Source organism: Streptomyces sp. NPDC093085, assembly GCF_040683935.1.
Taxonomy (GTDB): Bacteria; Actinomycetota; Actinomycetes; order Streptomycetales; family Streptomycetaceae; genus Streptomyces.
In genome coordinates this window covers 37734-58641 of the sequence record NZ_JBFBFB010000011.1, presented here as the reverse complement: position 1 = coordinate 58641, position 20908 = coordinate 37734, and the positions used below count along the sequence as shown (strand labels likewise).

At 71.6% G+C, this 20908-nt stretch carries 23 protein-coding genes; 8 read left to right on the top strand and 15 right to left on the bottom strand.

Going from position 1 to position 20908, the window contains the following annotated elements; all coding sequences use genetic code 11:
* Nucleotides 1-783: 783 nt before the first annotated feature.
* Nucleotides 784-906, top strand: coding sequence for a hypothetical protein (locus AB0O07_RS26170; RefSeq protein WP_365637461.1), 123 nt, complete (start codon nucleotides 784-786; stop codon nucleotides 904-906).
* 108 nt (nucleotides 907-1014) lie between these two features.
* Here the strand turns inward: AB0O07_RS26170 and AB0O07_RS26165 are convergent, their stop codons facing one another.
* The 6 genes from AB0O07_RS26165 to AB0O07_RS26140 all read right to left on the bottom strand — a co-directional run bounded on the left by AB0O07_RS26165 (nucleotide 1015) and on the right by AB0O07_RS26140 (nucleotide 4094).
* Nucleotides 1015-1446, bottom strand: coding sequence for a DUF5959 family protein (locus tag AB0O07_RS26165; protein ID WP_365637460.1), 432 nt, complete (start codon nucleotides 1444-1446; stop codon nucleotides 1015-1017).
* 133 nt (nucleotides 1447-1579) lie between these two features.
* Complete coding sequence (locus AB0O07_RS26160; RefSeq protein WP_365637457.1) at nucleotides 1580-2107, bottom strand: hypothetical protein; 528 nt, start codon at nucleotides 2105-2107, stop codon at nucleotides 1580-1582.
* 266 nt (nucleotides 2108-2373) lie between these two features.
* Nucleotides 2374-2610: a DUF397 domain-containing protein gene (locus tag AB0O07_RS26155; RefSeq protein WP_365637455.1), complete on the bottom strand. Its 237-nt coding sequence runs from the start codon at nucleotides 2608-2610 to the stop codon at nucleotides 2374-2376.
* Between the two features lie 163 nt (nucleotides 2611-2773).
* Nucleotides 2774-3004 (bottom strand): DUF397 domain-containing protein, encoded by a 231-nt coding sequence (locus AB0O07_RS26150; RefSeq protein WP_365637453.1) that lies wholly within the window; start codon nucleotides 3002-3004, stop codon nucleotides 2774-2776.
* Nucleotides 3001-3225 carry a DUF397 domain-containing protein gene (locus AB0O07_RS26145; RefSeq protein WP_365637451.1) on the bottom strand — a complete coding sequence of 75 codons (225 nt, stop codon included), beginning with the start codon at nucleotides 3223-3225 and terminating at the stop codon, nucleotides 3001-3003. Before AB0O07_RS26145 ends, AB0O07_RS26150 begins: the two co-directional genes overlap by 4 nt.
* Nucleotides 3222-4094, bottom strand: a complete 873-nt coding sequence (locus AB0O07_RS26140) for a helix-turn-helix transcriptional regulator (protein WP_365637450.1) — start codon at nucleotides 4092-4094, stop codon at nucleotides 3222-3224. The genes AB0O07_RS26145 and AB0O07_RS26140 overlap by 4 nt, the downstream gene beginning before the upstream one ends.
* A gap of 681 nt (nucleotides 4095-4775) precedes the next feature.
* Between AB0O07_RS26140 and AB0O07_RS26135 the strand changes: the two genes are divergently transcribed.
* Genes AB0O07_RS26135 through AB0O07_RS26125 form a run of 3 tightly spaced genes read left to right on the top strand, consistent with a single transcriptional unit; the run spans nucleotide 4776 to nucleotide 5735 of the window.
* Nucleotides 4776-4982: a hypothetical protein gene (locus AB0O07_RS26135; protein ID WP_365637448.1), complete on the top strand. Its 207-nt coding sequence runs from the start codon at nucleotides 4776-4778 to the stop codon at nucleotides 4980-4982.
* Nucleotides 4979-5578, top strand: a complete 600-nt coding sequence (locus AB0O07_RS26130; protein WP_365637446.1) for a hypothetical protein — start codon at nucleotides 4979-4981, stop codon at nucleotides 5576-5578. The genes AB0O07_RS26135 and AB0O07_RS26130 overlap by 4 nt, the downstream gene beginning before the upstream one ends.
* The gene (locus AB0O07_RS26125) at nucleotides 5565-5735 is read left to right on the top strand and encodes a hypothetical protein (RefSeq protein ID WP_365637445.1); all 171 of its coding nucleotides are present in this window, start codon (nucleotides 5565-5567) and stop codon (nucleotides 5733-5735) included. The genes AB0O07_RS26130 and AB0O07_RS26125 overlap by 14 nt, the downstream gene beginning before the upstream one ends.
* A gap of 163 nt (nucleotides 5736-5898) precedes the next feature.
* Here the strand turns inward: AB0O07_RS26125 and AB0O07_RS26120 are convergent, their stop codons facing one another.
* Nucleotides 5899-6210 carry a hypothetical protein gene (locus AB0O07_RS26120; protein WP_365637443.1) on the bottom strand — a complete coding sequence of 104 codons (312 nt, stop codon included), beginning with the start codon at nucleotides 6208-6210 and terminating at the stop codon, nucleotides 5899-5901.
* 35 nt (nucleotides 6211-6245) lie between these two features.
* On the bottom strand, nucleotides 6246-7529 hold the full coding sequence (locus AB0O07_RS26115; protein ID WP_365637440.1) for an adenylosuccinate synthase: 1284 nt from the start codon (nucleotides 7527-7529) through the stop codon (nucleotides 6246-6248).
* Between the two features lie 204 nt (nucleotides 7530-7733).
* Between AB0O07_RS26115 and AB0O07_RS26110 the strand changes: the two genes are divergently transcribed.
* A complete protein-coding gene (locus AB0O07_RS26110; protein WP_365637437.1) occupies nucleotides 7734-8813 on the top strand; it encodes a diacylglycerol kinase in 1080 nt (359 codons plus the stop codon).
* 93 nt (nucleotides 8814-8906) lie between these two features.
* On the top strand, nucleotides 8907-10880 hold the full coding sequence (locus tag AB0O07_RS26105; RefSeq protein ID WP_365637435.1) for a hypothetical protein: 1974 nt from the start codon (nucleotides 8907-8909) through the stop codon (nucleotides 10878-10880).
* A gap of 100 nt (nucleotides 10881-10980) precedes the next feature.
* Here AB0O07_RS26105 and AB0O07_RS26100 read toward each other — a convergent pair whose 3' ends face one another.
* The gene (locus tag AB0O07_RS26100; RefSeq protein WP_365637832.1) at nucleotides 10981-11448 is read right to left on the bottom strand and encodes a MarR family transcriptional regulator; all 468 of its coding nucleotides are present in this window, start codon (nucleotides 11446-11448) and stop codon (nucleotides 10981-10983) included.
* Nucleotides 11449-11689: 241 nt separating this feature from the next.
* On the opposite strand from AB0O07_RS26100, the gene AB0O07_RS26095 reads away from it, so the two are divergent.
* Together AB0O07_RS26095 and AB0O07_RS26090 are read left to right on the top strand one after the other, a co-directional pair.
* The gene (locus AB0O07_RS26095) at nucleotides 11690-12706 is read left to right on the top strand and encodes an ABC transporter ATP-binding protein (protein WP_365637433.1); all 1017 of its coding nucleotides are present in this window, start codon (nucleotides 11690-11692) and stop codon (nucleotides 12704-12706) included.
* Between the two features lie 134 nt (nucleotides 12707-12840).
* Nucleotides 12841-14358 (top strand): ABC transporter permease, encoded by a 1518-nt coding sequence (locus AB0O07_RS26090; protein WP_365637830.1) that lies wholly within the window; start codon nucleotides 12841-12843, stop codon nucleotides 14356-14358.
* A 74-nt stretch (nucleotides 14359-14432) separates the two neighbouring features.
* Here AB0O07_RS26090 and AB0O07_RS26085 read toward each other — a convergent pair whose 3' ends face one another.
* The 6 genes from AB0O07_RS26085 to AB0O07_RS26060 all read right to left on the bottom strand — a co-directional run bounded on the left by AB0O07_RS26085 (nucleotide 14433) and on the right by AB0O07_RS26060 (nucleotide 20817).
* On the bottom strand, nucleotides 14433-15032 hold the full coding sequence (locus tag AB0O07_RS26085; protein WP_365637430.1) for a Uma2 family endonuclease: 600 nt from the start codon (nucleotides 15030-15032) through the stop codon (nucleotides 14433-14435).
* A 128-nt stretch (nucleotides 15033-15160) separates the two neighbouring features.
* Nucleotides 15161-15895, bottom strand: coding sequence for a response regulator transcription factor (locus AB0O07_RS26080; protein ID WP_365637827.1), 735 nt, complete (start codon nucleotides 15893-15895; stop codon nucleotides 15161-15163).
* A gap of 44 nt (nucleotides 15896-15939) precedes the next feature.
* Nucleotides 15940-17199 (bottom strand): histidine kinase, encoded by a 1260-nt coding sequence (locus tag AB0O07_RS26075; protein ID WP_365637826.1) that lies wholly within the window; start codon nucleotides 17197-17199, stop codon nucleotides 15940-15942.
* A gap of 283 nt (nucleotides 17200-17482) precedes the next feature.
* Complete coding sequence (locus tag AB0O07_RS26070) at nucleotides 17483-18451, bottom strand: alpha/beta hydrolase (RefSeq protein WP_365637427.1); 969 nt, start codon at nucleotides 18449-18451, stop codon at nucleotides 17483-17485.
* Nucleotides 18452-18506: 55 nt separating this feature from the next.
* The gene (locus tag AB0O07_RS26065) at nucleotides 18507-19961 is read right to left on the bottom strand and encodes an aminotransferase class V-fold PLP-dependent enzyme (protein WP_365637425.1); all 1455 of its coding nucleotides are present in this window, start codon (nucleotides 19959-19961) and stop codon (nucleotides 18507-18509) included.
* Complete coding sequence (locus AB0O07_RS26060) at nucleotides 19954-20817, bottom strand: tryptophan 2,3-dioxygenase family protein (RefSeq protein ID WP_365637422.1); 864 nt, start codon at nucleotides 20815-20817, stop codon at nucleotides 19954-19956. Before AB0O07_RS26060 ends, AB0O07_RS26065 begins: the two co-directional genes overlap by 8 nt.
* Nucleotides 20818-20908: the final 91 nt, after the last annotated feature.

The following is a 20908-nucleotide window of genomic DNA, read 5'->3' as shown; positions in this document are numbered from 1 at the left end:
TCACCGCCATCGGCAGCGTCACCCCCGACCGCCCCGATTCCCCCGATCGGGTAAGGGTGGTCGAACACCTCGTACACCGTGGAGAGTTGCCCCGATTCCCGGTCCTTCACCACCGAGCGGCGCAGATAACGGGATTCCTCCAGCTCACGCAGAGCTTCGGAGATCCGCGTACGCCCTTCCTTCCGCTGATCGGCGAGCGACCTGATCGACGCGCGGGCGCCGGGCGGAAGGCTGAGTAAGTACATCAGTACGCCTGCCGCGCACCACGAAATGCTGCGATCGCGCAGCAGCGCGTTGGCGAACGTGGAGAAGGAACGCGTCGGCGTTGTACGGTAAATGCGCATCGGGAGCTCTCAACTCCTGGTGTCGAGCCCCCGGGTGAGTGCCAATCACCGCGGGGGCTATTCGTGTGTTCCTGCCGTCTCATCGCTCCGGGCCGGTCACGACCCCGAAGACTTGCCGCGACAGTAACGCCACGCACTGTGATGAACGCAAATGCCGATTTCACCGCCGCAGGCCCGTGTTCTAATCGGCCCGAACACCCCACAAAACCGCACCTGACCTGCGGGTATTCACCTGAGCAGAACCGTTCAGCCACCTAGCCCGAATCCCCCGCCACCGCAAGCGGAGTTCACCCATCGGAGTGATGGCGGCGCCCCGCCTTGCCTCACCGCCATCAATTGCGCCGTGGTGCAGACAGGCCCCGTACACGCCTACCACCCGCCAACCGGCCTCCGCGAAACCGGCCTCCGCCAACCGGCCTCAGGGAACGGAATAGCCACCTTGCCCACGTTCTACGCCATCACCGCGCTCACAGCCGTCGTCACCGGCGCGGTGACCCATCCCCTCGTACGGCGCGACCTCACCCCGCGCGCGGCCCTGATGATCGCCCTCAGCGGCATGTAACGGGACGCAGCGGCATGTAGCGGCACGTAGCAGCAGACCGCGTTCCGGAACATCCCCCCTCCCCGAGAGGTTCGTCCCGGACGACGACGACGCCGGAGCGATACGTGCTCACTGTTCCGCCGGCACCAGACCCCAGTGGTCCATCACCTCGCGCAGGCGCCGACGGTGATCGGCGATCCAGTCGTCCGGCGGGACGAGCGGGACCCGCACGGTGACCATGGATCCGGACTCGTCCTCCACGACCACCTCCGGGCAGTCGCGCTCGCCGGTGAGCTGGATGGCGAGGGACGGGCCTCTGTCCATCTGCATCCACGTCACGTCCTCACCGGCCTCCAGCCGTTCCAGCGCCTCGGCCCAGCGCTCCAGCTTCGCAACGTACAGAGCCAGGTGGACACGGCCGGACACGAAGGGCGTCCCGACAACGATCTCGGCGTCGAGCCCGGCCGCCCATCCGGGGTTACGTCTCAGGACATTGACCGTGACACTGTTCCCCTCCTCATCAGCGAGGAAGATAAGAGCCCTCGGTGAACTGCCGCCCATAATCGCCCCTCCCAGACTCAGCAGAGATATCCGCGCCCACCCTCCGACGGGGGACGCCCGCACCGGACGAAGACGTCGTGGATGTAGTGGACGTGGTGGACGTAGTGAACGTACTGGACGTAGTGGTACGTGCTCACCCCGCCCCTGATCCGGCCTCCCGGCGCCAAACCCGTACACGCGGCCGCGCCTCGAAGCGGGTGGACGGGTCGAGGACGATCCTGTCCCAATCCTCCTCTTCCGTCGCCCCGGTCCGGTCGACAACGAGCCCCAGGCACTCCCCTGGGAACCTCCGCATCGCCGCGTCCACCGCCCGAATCACATGTTCCCGCTCCGCCTCCACCATCCCGTCCAGCCCGAATTCGATCACCGCCCCACCGCCAGGCAGACGACGAACGCGGGTGAAGACATCGGTGTCCCCGTCCAACCAGAACTGAAAGTTGACCTCGCCGGTGGCCCTCAGACCGGCAACCTCGATCAGTTCATCCCGCGAAACCGTCACCTGCTCCCCCCAGGAGTCAGGACCGTTGGTGATGGACGAGATCAGCCCCGTGGACGGATTACGGAGCCACACCCCCGCCGCGTCGAGATCCCGGACCAGGAAATCCATCCGTACCGGATCCCACACCCCCTGGTACCAGTACGCGAACCCGTCGCCCCCCATACTCAGCCCCCCTACCGCGCACGCAGGGAGCCCTGCGCCCCGCATGCGGCGGAGATATCCGCGACCACCCTCCCAACAGAGTGCCAGCACCGGACGAAGACGTAGTGGACGTAGTGGTACGTGCTCACCGTTCCCCCTGATCGGAACCCAGTGGTCCACCACCTCGCACAGGCAGGCGCCGGGGTGGCGGCAGGCCGCGTACATGTGCACGCCCCGCCACTCCGGCCTCCGGGGGGGAGGGAGCGACGGGGCGCTTCCGGCTCTCGCTAGGCGTCGAACCGGCTCTCCCGGACAGCTCCGACGAACGCGGCGAACGCACCGACCCCGAAGGCCAACGCCGGCCCCTGGGGCGCCTTACTGTCCCGGACCGGCACCACGCCCTGCGGGACGACAAGGTTGGCGGCGACCTCGACACAGTCGCCCCCGTTGTTGCTGTACGAAGACGTGAACCAGTCGGCGCCAGCCAGGTCTCGGGCCATGGCCCTGGCAAGGTGAGCGTTCATTACGCGAACCCCTCTCGGTAGTTGGTGCCACTACGCGCCCGATCGACCTGACCAGGCCCGACTGGTCGCGTGACGCAGCGCGTCGGGTGGCCGTTCTCCGCAGGAGGCGCGCCCCGTCACCCCTGCCCTTATGGAGGAGGAGTGACGGGGCGCGTACCGCTGGTCAGACGGTACGGAAGTCGCCCTGCCGGACTCCGTGCACAAACGATGTCCACGCCGCCGGTAGGAACATGAGCACGGGACCGTCGACATTCTTGGTGTCCCGGATCGGCACAGCGCCGGGAAGATTGATAGCCGCCTCCACGCACTCGCCCCCGTTGTGGCTGTACGAGGACGTGAACCAGTTGGCGCCAGCCAGGTCCGGTGCCGTCACTGCGGTGGGCAGGGTCCTCATTCTGAGGCCTCTCCCTTGACGGAGGAGACGAAGGAAGCCCAGTTGTCCGCCGGGAAAACGAGTGCGGGGCCGTGCGGGTTCTTGCTGTCCCGGACCGGGACGATTCCGGGGAAGTTGTCGGCGATCTCAACGCAGTTGGTGCCGTTATCGCTGTAGGAGGACTTGAACCAATCGGCATCGGTGAGGACTTGGGACGTCAGAGTACGGGCGTTGGTGGTCATTCCGTGATCTCTCGTGATAGTTGGGACATGATCTTCGGTGTGTCCTCGGGAGGCAGAGCCGACCTCGACAGCGCCTCGAACTGCCGGGAGAAACGCCCGACTTCCCGGTGCTTGTCGCTGATCGACGAGGTGCCGAACGCGGTATCCACCTGGATCGTTGTCGGCATGGCACCCCCCAGGATCATGATGCTGAAGTTGTGCGCGAACAGATACCCGCGCATCGCCTGGGGCAGTACCTGCACGGTCACATTGTCCAGCGCCGCCAGTTCGGCGATCTCGTCGTACTGCTCGCGCATCAGGTCTGCGTTGCCGACGATGTGCCGGAGGGACGGCTCGTAGAGGATGGCCCAGAGCCTGAGGGAGGCATCATCTCGGGTCAGGGCCTCCTTCCGCTTCATCCTCACCCGTACGCTCTGATCCACGAACTCGGTCGTCGTCTCGTCAATGGATTTGGCGCTGTCGTGCCGCGTACGGGCATACGCCTCGGTCTGCAACAGCCCCAGGATGAGAGTCGGGTTGTAAGCCCGGATTTCCTGAGCCGCTGCCTCGATGCCGAGGAACCGGGGCATCCCCGGCTTCAAGCTTGTGGCGTCAGGCGTCCACCACTCCTGACTGGCGGCATCCCGCTGAGTCGCCACCAGCCGTTCGACTTCGTCCTCGTCGGTGACGCCGTACCGGGACAGGAGCTTGCGCAAGTCCCCGGCGCTGCGCAGGTCCTGGAGGCCGGTCTCAACCCGTTGCAGCTTCGTGTCGCTGAACGACAGTCCGTGCGCGGCCTCCAGGAGGCTGAGCCCTGCCTGCTTGCGCAGTTCGCGTAGTTCATGGCCGAGTGCGATGCGACGTGCTGTCGGCCTGTGCTGTTGCGCCATGCGCCTGCCTTCCCGGCGTAACTGCCTGTCTCTCATGGTGATGTGCGCGGGGTGACACGGCAACCGTCTGTCGCACCGTCGATGCGTTGGTCTCGGCATGTGCCATTTTTCGCGCGATGGGTGGTTCAGCCCAGATTCTATTGCGTCTTTCATGACTGCGGGTCACGGTTGTTGAGCTCCCCGCAACGAGGGCGAGACCCAAAGGAGTAGGCGCATGGACATGCCCCCGATGTCGCCCCCGGCGACAGCGACCGCCGGACCGGAAGCGACCGTTCCCAGCCCCAGCCCCGGGTGCGACCTGTGCGCCTGGTGGGAGAGGCGCCGGGACAACGCCTCCCGGGGGATCGGTGCGGTCACTGCGGCGGAGTGCGCTCGGCAGATCGCGGCGCACCCGCACCGCAGCGCGGGAGAGGCTGTATGACGCCCGGCGCGCGGGGCGCACGCGGCGGGCGTGGCGAACGCCGCTTCCCCGCGCGGCCTCTGCCGGTGAACCCGCCCGGCGCCAGCATCGGACCCGGCACCGGACCAAACCCCGGCACCAGCACCGGCCCCGGACCGAACCCCGTCCCCGGCATCGGCACCGGACCGGGCCCCAGGACCGCCCCCGTCCCTGTCCCTGTCCCTGGCCCCGGCCCCGTCCCCGTCCCCATCCCCGTCCCCGGGCAAGAACTCCGGGTCGGGATGGCCGTGTTCGACCGCAGGACGGACATGCCCGGCTTCATCCGGTCCTTCGCGGGGGTGATGGTCCTCCTGGTCCGCCCCTCGGGCCACACCTGGGAAGCGCCCCGGTTCTCGGTGCGGCCGGCGACCGAGCGGGAGCGGACCCAGCTCCGTGCCCTCGCTCAACTGCACCGCCAGGCCAAGCGGGGCGGCGGGGGGCGGCGGTGAACAGGCGCGTGTACAACGTGACGGTGATCGGCGAGGGGCCCGTACGCGGCACCCGGGTACGTGTTCTCCTCGGCGCGCGCCAGACGATCTCGCCGGATCTGGCCCTCGCGTTCCTGCGGTGCCAGGCCCGGCGTATCGCCGACGGGCTCGACCCCGACCCGTCGTCCCCGTGGGCGCCTCCGGGGGCGCTCGTCCCCGAGGCGTTCGGACCCGACGTGTTCGGACCCGAGGCGTTCGGACCCGAGGCGTTCGGACCCGACGTGCTCGTCCCCGAGGCGTTCCGACCCGACGGGTGCCCCTCCGGCTCCGACGACGCCCCGGCGGAACTCCGTTCCTGGTGCGCCGATATCCACACGCAGCAGAAGGCGCGGAATCGGCTCCTCGCCGGTGAGGCGGTCACCCTCAGCGTGGCCGACCGCGCCGAGCGGTACACGCTCACGGTGCTCCCCGTATGCGCCCCCGCCCACCACCCGCCACCCCCGCCGCCCCGCACCGGCAGACGCCGCCACAGAAAGCCCCGGTGGTTACGGCGCCGCCGCAAGCCGGACCGGATAGCACGCCCTGTCCGGCGAGGGCGGGCACATGCGCCCCGGTGACGTGACCCGCGCCGTACGCACCGTCCTCGTCGTCGCCTCCGCGCTCGCCGCGTACGCGGCCCTCGCCTGGCTGCTGGCGACGGAGCCGACCGACGACGAGGGTCCGCGCGGTCGCACCGCAACCCCCACAGCGTCACGACCGTCTCACTGGACCTGAAATCTTCCGCTCAGCTTCCCCGGCGGGACGAGGAGTCCAGAAGCCTCTGAAGGTCGAATACGAAGGCCAGCGAGTACGTCCCCAGAGCCGAAAGATTCCGATAGATCTGGGCGGCAAGATTCTCTTGCCGCGCCATATTCTGAAGCGGTGGACCGCCAACAGTTCACCGAGCGGTCCTGAAGCCCGGCAGCAGAGTGGTGAACGAACCGACGCCGAGGAGCAGCAACGCGGGAAGCTTCAGCACGCACGGGACAAGCGGCCACGCTGTCACCGTCGGCCCGTTCCGCGGCGAGCAGGACACGCCGAATCGGAGTACGGACTCCAGCAGCCCGAACCCGCCTCCCAGCGCGGCGCCGAGCACCACGAAATCGCTCAGCCCCCAATGAACCGCCCCGCCCCGGCGGCCGTAGTCCGGCTGCCGGGCCGGGGTCGGCCGGGGCGGGGCGGGGTGGAGCGGGATGGAGTGGGCGGGCAAAGCGGTGCCGTGCCGCCTGGGTGCGGGCTGGCGGGCTACAGGAAGGAGTTGATCTCGATCGTCTCCGTGCGGCCCGGGCCCACGCCGATCGCGGAGATCGGGGCGCCCGACAGCTCCTCCAGGGTCTTCACGTACGCCTGCGCGTTCTTCGGGAGGTCGGTGAAGGTCTGGGCCTTCGTGATGTCCTCCGACCAGCCGGGGAGGTACTCGTAGATCGGCTTCGCGTGGTGGAAGTCGGTCTGGCTGTACGGGAGTTCCTCGACGCGCTTGCCGTCGATCTCGTACGCCACGCACACCGGGATCCGCTCCCAGCCCGTCAGGACATCCAGCTTGGTGAGGAAGAAGTCCGTCAGGCCGTTGACCCGGGTCGCGTACCGGGCGATCACCGCGTCGAACCAGCCGCAGCGGCGGTCCCGGCCCGTCGTGACGCCGCGCTCGCCGCCGATGGTGCGCAGCGCCTCGCCGTCCTCGTCGAAGAGCTCCGTGGGGAAGGGGCCCGCGCCCACCCGCGTCGTGTACGCCTTGAGGATGCCGATGACGCGGTTGATCTTCGTCGGGCCGACACCGGAGCCGGTGCAGGCGCCGCCCGCCGTCGGGTTGGACGAGGTGACGAAGGGGTACGTGCCGTGGTCGACGTCGAGCAGCGTGCCCTGGCCGCCCTCGAAGAGGACGACCTTGCCCTCGTCGATCGCGTTGTTCAGGATCAGGGTCGTGTCGGCTACGTACGGCTTCAGGCGGTCCGCGTAAGTGAGCAGTTCCTCTACGATCTTGTCGGCCTCTATGGCGCGCCGGTTGAAGACCTTCGCCAGGAGCTGGTTCTTCGACTCCAGCGCCGCGTCGACCTTCTGCGCCAGGATCGACTCGTCGTACAGGTCCTGGACCCGGATTCCGGTTCGGTTGATCTTGTCGGCGTACGTCGGTCCGATACCGCGCCCGGTCGTGCCGATCTTCCGCTTCCCGAGGAACCGTTCCGTCACCTTGTCGACGGTCACGTTGTACGGCGTGATCAGGTGCGCGTTGCCGCTGACCAGCAGTTTGGACGTGTCAACACCGCGCTCGTCGAGTCCGTTCAGCTCGGAGAACAGGACCGCCGGGTCGACCACCACTCCGTTGCCGATCACCGGGGTGCACCCCGGGGAGAGGATTCCGGAAGGGAGGAGATGCAGTGCGTACTTCTGGTCGCCCACGACGACCGTGTGGCCGGCGTTGTTGCCGCCCTGATAGCGCACGACATAGTCCACGGAACCACCGAGCAGGTCGGTGGCCTTTCCCTTGCCTTCGTCACCCCACTGAGCACCGAGCAGCACAAGTGCGGGCACAGGCGTACACCCCTTCCGGGCGGGGCATGTCCAAGGTCAGGGGGCGCGCAAACGCCCTCCGTACGTACGGCGTGTTACGGCTGAGTGCAGCAGAGTTACGGCACGGACCTGACCGTCGAACCGGATGCCCCGGAATAGACGAAGCCCCTGGCGCAATAGCGCAAGGGGCTCTTGCACAAAGATGCTACCCGAGGAAGGACCGAGGTGTCGGCTCCGGAGCCCGCCGAGAACGGCGCGCAGCAGCTTCTGGTGGTGATCGACCCGGTCTCCGGCCGGATCGACGGCGAATCGGTGCGGATCGCGAGAGACGTGCTGAGCGGCGGCGCCGCGGTGAAGATCTGCTTCCCGGAAGGGCCCGAGGAACTGGCTCGGGCCCTCTCCCGGCGCGGCAGCCGGCGTCCGGTGCTGGTGGGCGACGACCGTGCGCTGCTGCGGATGGTCTCGCTCCTGCACCGCGAGCGCGAGCTGACCGCCGGCGCGCTCTCCCTGGTGCCGGTCGGCCCCTCGGTCGAGCTGGCGCGCTCGCTCGGCGTGCCCACCGGCGCGGTGGCGGCGGCGCGGGCGGTCCTGGACGGCGTCGTGCGCCGGCTCGACCTGCTGGTCGACGACAGCGACGGGGTGGTGCTGGGACACCTGCACATCCCGGGCCACAAGGAGTGCGGGAAGGCGAAGGGACGCATGGGGCGGATAGGGCGGATGGGAGGTGAGGGGGGCATGGGCGTCTCGGGGGACGCGGAGGACGCGGAGGGCGTGGAGAGCGGGTACGAGTACGGGCACGGGTACGGGTACGGGAGTGGTACGGGGGCGAGCGGCGCCGGGTACGGGACCGGGAGCGGGGCCGGGGTCGCCTCCGTCTGGCATACGTGCCGCTCCTTCGTCCGTACGCTCGTACGCCCCGCCCCCGGCACCGGCGCCGGTCCCACGGGCATCCACCGGCTCCGGGTGGAGGCGGACGGCGTCGTCCTGAGCGACCTGGACGAACCGGTCGAGGCGGTGACCGTACGGTCGCGCGGCGGGCGGGCGCAGGTCGAGATCCGGACACAGGGCGCGCCCGAACCGCGTACCGCCAGCGCCCTCTCCGTCACCGTCTCCGGCGCGGACTTCCGCTACCGCGCCGACGCCCGGGTCGCGGGCCCGGTCCGCACCCGGACCTGGACACTCCGCCCCGGCGCGTGGGGGCTGACCTTGCCCGTCGGCACGGGCGGCGGGTCCCATGGCGGGCCCCATGACGGGTCCCATGGCGAGGCCGACAGCGGGCCCCTCGGTGGGCGGCCCGGCGGCTGAATCGCCCCCTCCGAGGTCGGGTTCCGGGGGGCCGAGTTCGGGGGTTCGGGCTTTTCCCTGGTCAGCGCTGCGGTTACCCTCAGCGTCCGATCAATGCCGGGGGGCACGGAGCACATGCACGGCACGGAGCACGAGCACGGTACGGAGCACGAGCGCGGCACGCATGACGGGGCGGCGGCGGAGGGAACGGACCGGGGTGGGGAGGCTGGAGGCGAGAGCAGGGTGGCCGTCGCACTCGACCTCCCCGACACGGCGGAGGCCCTCACCCGCTACCGGGCGCGCGCCGGCACCTGGGCGCGGATCGGCCCGGCGCTGCTGGCCGGCGCCGTGGTCATCACCCTGGTGGGCCGGGACCACGGGCTGACGTGGCCGGAGGAGATGCTGCCCGCCGTGAGCGGGCTGGCCCTCTTCCTGACCGGGCTCGGCCTCGGCGCGCGCCGGCTCGCGCGCCGGATGGCGCACCGGCTCTCCCGCCGCCCGTGGACGGCGTGCGCCGCGACCTCGGGTGCCATGGGGCCCGGGATGCGCCCGGGACGGATGGTGCTGCGCGACCCGGTCACGGGTGAGCTCTGGCCGCTGGCCGTCGTCGCCGTACAGCAGCGCTACGAGCTCGTGGCCCCGGGCCCCGCCGGGGTCCTGTGGTGGTGCGGGGACCCTCGTAAGGGCGGGGTGATCGCGCCGCCGGGCGGTGCGGAGCTGGTCTGGACCCGGGCGGTACGGGGCGAACGGGCGCGGCAGCGGTGCGTACGGGTGGCGGAGGCCCAGGGGCTGCTGGAACGGCCCGTTCCGCGCCAGCCCCAGCCTCAGGCCCACCCCCAGCCTCAAGCCCAGGCCCAGGCCCAGCAGACTCGGCTTCAGCTCCAGTCCCAGTCCCAGTCACAGTCCCAGCCGCAAGCGCAGTCCCAGGCGTCGGTCACGGAGGTCGCGGGGGCCGCGGGGGCCGGCACGGGCGCCGGCTCGGGGACGGCTACCGGCTCGGGGACGGTGACCGGCTCGGGGCTGCTCGCCGTCCTCGCCCCGCTCCGTCGCCGCCGGCGTGGCGGCGGGGTCACGGGGGCGGGCGGTGCCCCGGGGCTGCCGCCGGGGCTCTCCGCCGGGACCCCGGCCGCCCCGGCCGCCCCGGTGGGCACAGGCGCCCCGGTCGCCCCGGCCGCCCCGGCGCCCTCCGGGCTGCCCCCGCGCCCGGCCGTCAGCCTCGCCAAGCCCACCGACCGCCCGGCACCGGCCCCTTCGCCCCTGCCGCCCACCCCGGACGCGCCCGCCGTGCCCATCACACCGGTCGCCCCCGACACCCCCGTCACCTTCACCTACGCCGTCCTCGCCGCCGAGGCGCACGACGCGCACATCTCCCGTCCGGACCCCCGGCGCTTCCGCCCGTTCGGCCCGTTCCGGCCCGACCTCGACATCCGCGCGGTGCCCTGGTGGCGGGTGCGGACGCTGCGCGAGGTGGGCGCGGTCTCCGCCGTGCTCCAGAGCTTCGGCGGGGCGGCGGTCATCGGGGCGCTCTGGTGGCTCTTCCCCGAGGACACCATGCCCTGGATGAACCTGCTGATCGGCGGCGCCTGTACGGCGGCGGGGCTGGTGGCGCTGGGGCGGCTGGTGTGGCGCGGGGTGCCCACGGTGCACACGCTCGTACGGGCGGCGCTCGCCCCGGTGCCGGTGCCCAAGCGGTACGTGCTGCTGAACGACCCGTACGGCGCCGGGCCCGTCCTGGTCCTCTTCCCGGCGTACGGCGGGGACGGCGACGAACCGGAGGCGCTGCTCTCCGTCCTCCCGACCGGCACCGCCCGCGCCCCCTGGCTCGGCATGCCGGCCGCCACGGGAGAGGCGGAGCTGCGCGGGTGGCTGGACCCGTCACCGGCGGTGGTGCCCTGGATCGGGGAGACGGCGCTCTGGCCCCGGCACCCGTACGAGGAGATCAACCCGAACGACCCCGAGATCCGCGCCTACCTGGAGATGCTGGCCCCGAACGCCACCGACCCGGCCCGACAGCGGCCCGGAACAGGCGGTCCCACCGGGTCCACCGGCCCCGCCTCGGACGGCCCCGCCTCGGACGGCCCCGCATGAGGTACGGAGCGGATGCCACCCCGTAACCCCACCCCGTAACTCCACCCCGTAACCCCACCCGGTAACTCCGCTCCGTACCCCCATCGCTCCCCGTACCCCGTCACTTCCCCGCCAGGCGCTCCCGCTGCCGCTCCTGCTCCTGCTCCTGCTCCTGCTGCCGCTCCTGCTGCAACACTCTCCACCGCTCCATCATCTTCATCAGCTCCTCCTGCATGAACTCGAAGAACTCGACCGTCTCCGCGAGCCGCGCCCCCGCCGGGGTCTCCCGCCCCAGCGAGTCCGCGCCCTCGCGCAGCACCTGCTCCCAGCGCACCAGCACGGTGTTGCGCTGCGAGAACGTCGCGTACCAGACCTTCTCCAGCACCCGGTAGCGGTCCCGCCGGGTCCCCGGGTCGCGTTCGCGGGTGACCAGGCCGACCTGGGTGAGGTACCGGACCGCGCCCGATACGGCGGCGGGGCTGATGCCGAGCCGCGTGCTCAGCTCCGCCGAGGTGAGCGACGCGTCCTCCGAGGAGAGCAGGGCGGCGAAGACCCGGGACGCCATCCGCTGCATACCGGCCTCGGTCATCTCGGCCGCGAACCGCTCGACGAAACGCCCGACGGCCTCCTGCCGTGGCGACGACTCCGCCGTCGGCAGGGGCTTCGCGCCCTGCGAGCTCTCCGGTGAGCTCTCCTGCGAGCTTCCTTGCGAGTTCTCCTGAGGGGTCATGTCCTGGGGGTCCTGGGGGTCCATGTCTCCGATCTTAACCCAGAGCTTTTGACACTTCCTTAACTTCACAAGTTTGTGAAAGTAGCGTACTTTCAAAAACATGACGAAGGCAATCAGTGTGGCCGGACTGTGCAAGTCGTTCGGCCGGACACATGCGCTGGACGGCCTCGATCTCACCGTCGAGACCGGCGAGGTCCACGGCTTCCTCGGCCCCAACGGAGCCGGGAAGTCCACCACGATCCGGGTCCTGCTCGGGCTGCTCCGCGCCGACTCCGGCGCCGCGCGGCTCCTCGGCCGTGACCCGTGGCGGGACGCCGTCGCCCTCCACCGGCGGGTGGCGTACGTGCCCGGTGACGTGACCCTGTGGCGCAACCTCTCCGGGGGCGAGGTGATCGACCTGTACGGACGGCTGCGCGGCCCCATGGACCGGACCCGGCGGGACGAGCTGGTCGAGCGGTTCGAACTCGACCCGACGAAGAAGGGGCGTACGTACTCCAAGGGCAACCGGCAGAAGGTCGCCCTGGTCGCCGCGTTCGCCTCCGACGTCGACCTGCTGATCCTGGACGAACCGACCTCCGGGCTCGACCCGCTCATGGAGGAGGTCTTCCAGAGCTGTGTCGCGGAGGAGCGCGAGCGCGGCAGGACGGTGCTTCTCTCCAGCCATGTCCTGAGCGAGGTCGAGGCGCTCTGCGACCGGGTCTCCATCATCCGGAAGGGCGTGACCGTCGAGTCGGGCTCCCTGGCCGAGCTGCGCCATCTCACCCGTACCAGCGTGAGCGCGGAGCTGGCGGGACCGGTGGCGGGGCTGGAAGGGCTGCCGGGGGTGCACGGGCTGGACGTGACGGATGCGAGAGGGGCACAAGGAACAGGAACGCGGGGGACGGAGACCGTACGCGTACGGCTCCAGGTGGACACCGACCGCCTGGACGGCGTGCTCAGGGCGCTCTCCGGGGCCGGGATCCGCTCACTGACCAGCACACCGCCGACGCTGGAGGAACTGTTCCTCCGCCATTACGCGGCCGACGGGGCGGGCGGGGCCGATGGGGCGGGCGGGGCCCGGGGCGGACCCGGCGAAGCCACCGGCCCCGGCGAGACCGGCGAGCTGGTGACGTCATGACGACCACAGGCACACCCCCCGTACGCCTCCCCCGCTCCCAACGCTCCCAACGCGGCCAACGCCCCAGCACCTCCGCATCCCCCCTGGCCGGAACCGCCACCCTCCTCCGCCTCGCCCTCCGCCGCGACCGCGTCATGCTCCCCCTCTGGGTGGTGCTCCTGGGCGGGTCCTTCACCTCCGTGGCCCGCTCCCTCGACTCCCTCGCGTCCACCGCCGCCGAGCGCGCCGCCCTCGCCCACTCCCTCTCCGCCAACAGCTCCCTGCGCGCGCTGTACGGCCCCGTCTTCAGCGACTCGGTCGGCGGGCTGACCACCATCCGGATCGGGGCGTTCGGCACCGCGCTCGCCGGGGTGCTCGGCCTGACCCTCGTCGTACGGCACACCCGGGAGGAAGAGGAGAGCGGGCGCCAGGAGATGCTCTCCGCCGCGATGGTCGGGCGGGCGGCGCCGCTGACCGCCGCGCTGCTCACGGCGGTCATCGCGCAGGCCGCGCTGGCACTGGTGATCGCGGGCGGGCTCGCCGGGGCCACCGGTGACCCGGCCGGGGCGGCGGCGCTGGGGCTCGCGGTCGGCGCGGCCGGGCTGCTCTTCGCGGCCACCGCGGCGATCACCGCCCAGCTCACCGAGAACGCGCGGCTGGCGAAGGGGCTGGCGGGCGCGGTGGTAGGCGCCGCGTTCGTCCTGAAGGCGGCGGGAGACGCGGCCACTTCCGACGGCTCCTCGCCCCTGACCTGGGCATCCCCCCTGGGCTGGGTGGAACACGTACGGCCGTTCGCGGACGAACGCTGGTGGATGCTGACGCCCCTGCTCGCCGCCGCAGCCGTACAGGCGCTCCTCGCGTACGTCCTGGCCGGCCGGCGCGACCTCGGCATGAGCTTCCTCCCCGCGCGGCCGGGCCCGGCGGCGGGGCGGCTCGCCACGGCGGGCGGTCTTGCCTGGCGGCTCCAGCGCGGGACGCTCTTCGGCTGGGGGGCGGGGTTCCTGGTCAGCGGGGTGCTGTTCGGCGGGATCACCCAGGGCGCCGCGGACCTGGTCGGCGACAACGCGCGGACCCGCGAGATCATCGAGCGGATGGGCGGCGCGCAGGGGCTGACGGACGCGTTCCTGGCCACGATGGTCAGCCTGCTGGGGATGGTCGCGGTGGTGTACGTGGTCGGGGCGGTGCTCCGGCTCGACGCGGAGGAGACGGCGGGCCGCGCCGAACCGGTCCTCGCGGGCGCGGTCGGCCGCGTCCGCTGGGCCGCCGGCCACCTCCTGATCGCCTTCGCCGGTACGGCCGTCGTCATGCTCCTCGGCGGCGCGGGCCTCTACCTGGGGTACGGCCACGACCTGACCGGCATCCTGGGCGCCACGCTCGTCCAGCTCCCCGCGATCTGGCTGCTGGGCGCCCTGGCCGCGGCCCTGTACGGCACCCTCCCGGCCGCCACCCCCGCCGCCTGGGCGGCCACCGCCCTGACCCTGGCCCTCGGCTGGCTCGGCCCCGCCCTCGACCTCCCCGACCCCGTCCTGGACCTCTCCCCCTTCACCCACCTCCCCCGCCTCCCGGGCGAGCCGATGACCTGGCCGCCGGTGCTCTGGCTGACGGCGGTGGCGGGCGCCCTGGCGGCGGCGGGGCTGGCGGGGCTGCGGAGGCGGGACGTGGTGGCGAGCTGAGGCCGGGCCGGGCAAGAAGGCCCACCTCATCCACAGGCCGGGGATAAGGCGGGCCGGTCCATGCCGGGCGAAGCTCAGCGGAGGTAGCGCGTCAGCTTCTCGGTGTCGATCTCGATGGAGACGGGATCGGGGATCAAGATCTTCTTGCCGAAGTCCGCCACTTGGCGGTAGCCGTAGCCTTCCGCCGCCGGTTCGCTGTGGACGGTCACCGTGCAGTGGTCGCGGTCGACCAGCAAGTAGACCGGAATCCCGGCGGCAGCGTAGGCGGCGGGCTTCTCCTTACGGTCCCGCCGGTGGGCGTCCGAGTCGTACGACGTCACCTCGACCACCATCAGCACCTGCGCGGGATCCGCCCAGTCCCCCTGCCCCACGAACGTATCGTCGGGGGCGAGAACCGCGTCAGGCTTGGCTCGCCCATGGCGGTATGCCGGGATCCGAAGTCCGATCTCGCCCCCCGCATACAGCCACAGGTCCGGCCGAACCTGCGCACAGCGCCTCCCCAGCCAGCGGATGATCTCGGCGTGATCGCCGTCCGTCATGCCCTTGATTCCGATCCGTCCGTTGATGAACTCCAACCTGACGGTGTCGGACTCCCGCTCGACGAGCTTGGCAAGCCTTTCGAACTCCTCGACGGACATCTGCTGCTGAACCGCACGCTCTGCCATAACTGTCATGGTGCACCTCCTGTCAGGCGGGCACCAGCATGACCTGCCCCTGATCAGCCGAAACGGTCCTTCCCGATCGGATCACCCTCCCGGGTGATCAAATGACGAGTACTCGCCACCACCCCGCCCCGCCCACCTCACCCCGGTGTCACCAGCCGTGCCTCGTACGCGAAGACCGCCGCCTGGGTGCGGTCCCGTAGGCCGAGTTTCACCAGGATGCGGCTCACGTGGGTCTTGATCGTGGACTCCGCGACCACCAGGTGTTCGGCGATCTCGGCGTTCGAGAGGCCCTGGGCGATCAGGACGAGGACTTCCGTCTCGCGCTCCGTGAGGTCGCCTATGCGGGCCATCACGGGGCCGCGCGGGGCGGTGGAGAGTTTGGAGAACTCCGTGATCAGGCGGCGGGTGACCGTCGGGGCCAGAAGGGCCTCGCCGGAGGCGACCACCCGTACGCCGTCGGCCAGTTGGCGGGCCGAGGCGTCCTTGAGGAGGAAGCCGGAGGCGCCGGCGCGCAGCGCCTGGTAGACGTACTCGTCCAGGTCGAACGTGGTCAGGACCAGCACCTTCGCGTCCGCGTTGGCGGCGACGATCTCGCGGGTCGCCTCGATGCCGTTCAGCTCCGGCATGCGGATGTCCATCAGGACGACGTCCGGGCGGAGCACCGCGACCTGGTCCACCGCCTGGCGGCCGTTGACCGCCTCGCCGATCACCTCGATGTCGGGCATCGCGTTCAGCAGCACCGAGAAGCCCTCGCGGACCATCACCTGGTCGTCGACGATCAGGACCTTGATCAGGCCCGCGCTCGCCGGCGTACCACTCGTGACGCCGGAGGCGCCCGTACCGCCCGTACCGCCCGTACCGCTCCCGCCCATGCCCGTGCCCATGCCTGTGCCCCCGCCCGTACCCGTACCCGCCATCACGCGTCCCCGTCCCGTACGGCGGCCACCGGAATGAACGCCGCCACCTCGTACCCGCCGTCCTCCGTCGCTTCCGCCGTCATCTCGCCGTCCAGCATCGCGATCCGCTCCCGCATCCCGGTGACCCCGTGCCCCGCCCCCGGCGACGGCTTGACCAGGCCGCGTGGTGCCGTGTTGACGATACGGAGACCCAAGCCGCCCAGTACGTACGCGACCTCCACCCGCGCCGTCGACCCGGGCGCGTGGCGCAGCGCGTTGCTCAGCGCCTCCTGCACGATGCGGTACGCGGAGAGCTCGACCCCCTGCGGGAGTTCGCGCACCGCGCCGGTCCTCGTCATCTCCACCGAGAGCCCCGCCTCTCGCACATTGGCGATCAGTCCGTCGAGCTCGGCCAGGGTCGGCTGCGGGGCGTCGGGGGCCTCGTAGTCCTCCGCCCGTACGACACCGAGGATCCGGCGCAGCTCGGTCAGGGCCGCCACCGCGTTCTCCCGGATCGTGGCGAACGCCTGCTCCAGCTCGGGCGGCGGGTTCTCCACCCGGTACGGCGCCGCCTCGGCCTGGATCGCGACCACCGACATGTGGTGGGCCACCACGTCGTGCAGCTCGCGCGCGATCGTGGTGCGCTCCTCCAGCAGCGTGCGCTTGCCCCGCTCGGCCGCCGTGGCGGTCTGCTGCGCGGCCACCTCCTGCTTGGCCTCGCGGCGGACCTGCCGCATGCTCACGGTCAGCAGGACCAGCGCGGAGAAGAAGAGCATCGGGATGGAATTGGAGCCTCCGGAGCCCCAGGTCGGGGCGATGAAGAGCTCCGTGAACATCGCGAACGCGGCCGACACCAGCCACATCCAGGCGGCGGTACGCGGGTTGGTACGGATCGCCGCCACCGTCATCACGATGATGTACCCGGCGAAGGTGAAGGGCGTCCAGGGCCAGTCATGGCTGACCAGGACGCCGGTCACGGCGCTGATCCCGAGCGCGATCCACCATGCGCCGATGGGCCTGGCCAGCGTCAGCAGGACCGGAACTATCGGCAGGAGGGAGAAGATGTCGCCGGCTCCCGGGGCCATGGCGTAGACGAACATCACGAACGCGATCGCGACGATCGTGGCGTGCGGCAGCCAGGCCGCGAACTCCCGCATCCGCGCGGGCAGCCGGCGCACGAACCTGCCGTCCGTCCGCATCCGGGGCAGCGGCCGGTAGGCGAAGGCGTCGTGGAAGAGATCCCGGCGTATGCCGTCGATCGCGCTCCTGGCCAGGCGCAGCTCGTTGTCCTGGAGGCTCGCGAAGCCGTTCCCCGCGCCGCTCCCGTGGGGCGAGGACGACGAGGACGACGACGAGGACGACGAGGACGACGGCGAGGATGGGGGCTGGGTTCCGGTCACATTTCCACGGTAGAGGGGGCCGGCGCCCCGGTCGTCACCTGGGAAGCTGATCCTTCCGGGTCCGTCCCAGGTACTACACGGCCCCCATCAGGCAGGATGCGGGGATCGGGGAGAAGGGACAGGGGACAAGAGACAAGGGACAGGGGTGCCAGGGGTACGGAGGTCACCACGCGAGCTGCGCGATCTCCTCCGCCACCACCGCACACGCGTCCGCCGACGGGTCCACCAGCGGGAAGTGCCCGACATCCTCCAGCAGCGTCAGCCCCACCAGCTCCCCGGCGAGCCCCGCCGCCTCCACATACGCCTCGGCGACCTCGTACGGCACGGTCCGGTCCGTACGCCCCTGCACCACCGTCGTCGCGATCCCCGTCGGCAGCAGCGCGGCCGGGTCGGCGCTCTCCCTGCGCTGCTTGAACTCCGCCTCGCCGTCCATCAGTTGGAGCACCGCCCCGCCGCACACCGAGAGTTCCACGGCGCGTACGAGGTCGGCGATAGGCGCCAGCGCGACCACCCCGCGCAGCGGCGGCGGCTCCGGCAGCCGCCACGGGGAGCCCTCGGGCAGGACATGCCGGGCCGCCGCCCAGAGGGCGAGATGGCCGCCGGCGGAGTGGCCGGTCAGGACGGTGCGCCGGACATCGGCCTGCGGCAGCGCGGCGGCGGCGAGCCCGGGGAGCGCGTCCAGCGCGGCGGCCACGTCGTCGAAGGTCTCGGGCCACCGCCCCGCCACACTCGCCCCATCGCTCTCCCCGCTCACGCTCCCGGTACCGCTCCCGTTCCCGGTACCGCTCCCGCTCCCCCGCCGGTACTCGACGTTGGCCACGGCGAAGCCGCGCCGCGCCAGGAACTCCGCGAACGGGGTGACGTGAAGCCGGTCGTACGGCGCCCGCCACGCACCGCCGTGCAGCACGACGACAAGCGGCACGCGCTCCGGCTCCCGGTCCGCATCCCGCCCCCGCTCCGGCTCCCGCCCACCCCTCGGGGCGTAGAAGTCGATCACCTGATCAGGGTGTTCGCCGTACGCGGCGGTGGCATCGGGCCGGACGGCCGGTCGGGAGAGAACCGATTCGGCCTCTGCGGCCTCACGGGCCTCGGCGTCGCGAGCCTCGGCGTCGTGCGCGGCGGGGTCCGGCATCTTGCGCCAACCTTTCGGTACGGGGGCCGAATTGACCTGATCAGCGGGGACGCTATCAGCCCCGCGCCCTCTCCCCGTCACCGAAGAAGAACGCCCGCCGGTCCCGGACCCCGGCAGCCCCCTCCGCCGGTACGTCGCGGAGCACCTCGCCGAGGACCCGCGCCGCCCGTTCCGCGTCCGCGTAGCCCACGTACAGCGGCGTGAACCCGAAGCGCAGCACGTCCGGCCTGCGCAGGTCCCCGACCACCCCCCGGGCGATCAGCTCGGCCATCACGGCGGGCGCCTCCGCGCACCGCAGCGCGACCTGGCTGCCCCGCTCCGCGTGCGCGGCCGGGGTCAGCGAACTCACCCGGCCGGGCGGTGCGTACGCCGCCACACACGCCAGGAAGAAGTCCGTCAGCGCCAGGCTCTTCGCTCGTACCTCCGCCATCCGTACGGACTCCCAGACATCCAGCGCCGCGTCCAGGGCGAGCAGGGAGAGGATGTCCGGGGTGCCGACCCGGCCCCGTACCGCGCCCTCCGCAGGCGCGTACCCGGGGGCCATCGCGAACGGGTCGGCGTGGCCGTTCCACCCCGGCAGCGGGGAGTCGAAGCGGGCCTGGTGGCGCTCGGCGACGTACAGGAAGGCGGGCGAACCGGGGCCGCCGTTCAGGAACTTGTACGTACAGCCGACCGCCAGGTCCACCCCGTGCTCGTCGAGCCCGACCGGCAGCGCGCCCGCGCTGTGGCAGAGGTCCCAGACCACGAGCGCCCCGGCCGCGTGCGCGGCGGCGGTGATCCCCGGCAGGTCGTGGAGGCGCCCGGTGCGGAAGTCGACGTGGTTGACGAGGACGGCGGCGGTACGCGGCCCGAGCGCGGCCGGGATCCCGGCGGGCGCGAGCGGCACGACGCGGCGGCCGGTGAGCCGGGCGGCCTCGCGGGCGATGTAGCCGTCGGTGGGAAAGGTGGTGGCGTCGACGAGCAGGTCCGTACGGTCGGCGCTGTCCGTACCGTCGGCCTGGTCCGTACCGTCGGTGGTGTCGGCCTGGTCCGTACGGTCGGTGGTGTCGGCCTGGTCCGTACCGTCGGCGCTGTCCGTACGGGCCGTACCGGCACCGCCGTGCGGGTCGGCCAGCCTGATCGCCGCGACGACCGCCTTGAAGACATTGACGCTGGTGGAGTCACCGACCACCACCTGCCCGGGCGCCGCGCCGACCAGCGGGGCGATCCGGTCGCCGATCCGCTCGGGCGCGCTCCACCAGCCGCCCTCCGTCCAGGAGCGGATGCCCAGCTCGCCCCACTGGCGCACCATCACATCGCGCAGCCGCTCGGGGACATGGCGGGGCAGCGCCCCCAGCGAGTTGCCGTCGAGGTAGACGACGCCCTCGTTGAGGGCGAACAGGTCGCGCAGCGGCGCGAGCGGGTCGGCGGCGTCGAGCGCGGCGGCCTCTCGGGCGTGCTCGCGGACGGGCTCTCGGACGGCCTCGCGGACATGCTCGCGGGCGGCCTCGGTCGGACGGGGATCAGACATGGCTGCGCGCCGTCCACAGCTCGGGGAAGACGTTCTTCGTGGCCCGCTTCTCCAGCCAGGCCACGCCCGCCGAGCCGCCCGTACCCGACTTGGCGCCCATCGCGCGCCGGGTCGCCACGAGGTGGTCGTTGCGCCAGCGCCAGACCAGCTCGGCGACATCGGTCAACGCCTCGCCCAGCCGGACGAGTTCGGCGTCGGGGGCGCCACCAGGGACGCCACCCGGCGCGCCGTACAGCCCGGCCCAGATCTCCTCGACCTCCGGCACCGGTTCGTACCGCGCCCCGAGATCGCGGCCGAGCACCGCGTCCGGCACCGGCAGCCCGCGCCGGGCGAGGAGCCGCAGCACCTCGTCGTACAGGCTCGGCTGGTGCAGCGCCTTCTCCAGTTCGGCGTGGACGCGCGGCGCGCCCCGGTGCGGGACGAGCATGGACGAGGACTTCTCGCCGAGCAGGAACTCCATGCGCCGGTACATCGCCGACTGGAAGCCGGAGCCCTCGCCGAGCGCGCCCCGGTAGGAGTTGAACTGAGCGGGGGTGAGCCGGGCGAGCGGCTGCCAGGAGGCGTTGAGCGCCTCCAGTTCGCGGGCGGAGCGGGCCAGCGCGTCGATCGCGGCGTCGACGCGGTCCTCGCGCAGGGCGCGGGAGGCGGTCTCCCACTCGTGGACGATGACGGTGAACCACAACTCCATGACCTGCGTGGTGACGAGGAAGACCATCTCGCCGGGGTCGTCGGAGCGCGGATGCTGGAGGTGGGTGAGGACATCCGCCTGGACGTAGTCCTCGTACGGGGTCGTCCCGGCGAAGTCGAGGTTCGGGGCGTCCGAACCGGCTCCGGGGACATCGGGGGTGTACGACATCACTGTCTCCTCGACATGTGCCGGGTAGCGGTCCGCCCCTTTCCGTCTGTGGCATGGGCTCCGGTCCCCTGTCGGCATCATAGGCCGGTCC